Source organism: Borreliella japonica (genome assembly GCF_900099615.1).
Taxonomy (GTDB): domain Bacteria; phylum Spirochaetota; class Spirochaetia; order Borreliales; family Borreliaceae; genus Borreliella; species Borreliella japonica.
Genome location: NZ_FMTE01000047.1, coordinates 1 through 1,091, shown reverse-complemented (window position 1 = coordinate 1,091; position 1,091 = coordinate 1). Strand labels below are relative to the sequence as shown.

Below are 1,091 nucleotides of genomic sequence, written 5' to 3'. Positions count from 1 at the left end.
CTTCTTGGTTTAAGTTTGCTTCTTGGTTTAAGTTTGCTTCTTGTAAGTTTACTTCTTGATTTGAGCTTACTTCTTGGTTTAAGTTTGCTTCTTGGTTCGGATCTTTTTTTTGATTTGAGTTTTCTTCTTTTTTAGATTTTAATCCCTTGTTATTGGATTTTATTCTTTTTTTACTAGATTTGTATTTCATATCCTTGTGATTGGTGTTAAAATCTGGATTGCAAGCATTTAAAAATAGAAAAACAAACATGCTTGCAATTATATTATATTTCATAAATATTCTCCTTATTTAAAATCTAAAATTTAAAATCTAATATAATTCAATATTTAATATAATTCAATATTTAGTACAATACAATATTTAGTACAATATTTTACTGTATAAATATTGTACTATTGGAATAATTATAAAAATATTTTCATTGCTAGAGGTAGGTTTTACAATATTTTTCATTTTAAAACTATTAAAATGAACTAGGCAAACTATTTTTATGGTACAATGAAAAAATATTTTATGAATTTTTAATATCAAATTAATGGAGTAGGGCTTTAAAAATTACTTACAGTGAAAATAATTTTATGAAAAAAAGTATAAGCATTTTAAATATATTTTTCTTTATATCATGTTTTTATTCTTGTTTTTTAGTACCAGAGTCTTTTAAAAATGTCGAAACTGGAATTTCGGGTTTTGAACTAATTGAAAAGGATAATGAAAAAGATATTAAAGAAGATAAGAAAAATATTCCTTCTATTGATAAAGAATCTATGTTGATCGAAATAAAAGAGGGAGAAGTTTATGGAGGACTTTTTGCAGGTTATGTTACATGGGCAAAATCTGGGTAATTCAAGAGTCATAAAAGACAGATATAATAATTTAATTAAAGATTTTGAAGGACTTAGGTATTCTTATATTTTTTCACCCATTCGATTTAAAATTTCATGATGGTTTAGCTATACTTATCATATTAATGATAATAACTATAAAATACTGGGAAGTAAAGTACCAATAGCTAAAATAATCGCATATGAGTCAACTAAAGAGTTTGAAGAAAAATATGAAGTTAAAAGCTTAAAGTTAATTTCTGAAGGAC

Annotated in this window: 2 pseudogenes; one reads left to right on the top strand and one right to left on the bottom strand. The window is 23.7% G+C overall.

Features of this window, described 5'->3' with window-relative positions:
• Nucleotides 1–274: pseudogene (locus tag BLO14_RS05920) on the bottom strand (hypothetical protein); the annotation flags it as partial.
• A 305-nt stretch (nucleotides 275–579) separates the two neighbouring features.
• Here BLO14_RS05920 and BLO14_RS05915 point away from each other — a divergent pair.
• Nucleotides 580–1,091: pseudogene (locus BLO14_RS05915) on the top strand (BB0158 famile outer surface lipoprotein); the annotation flags it as partial.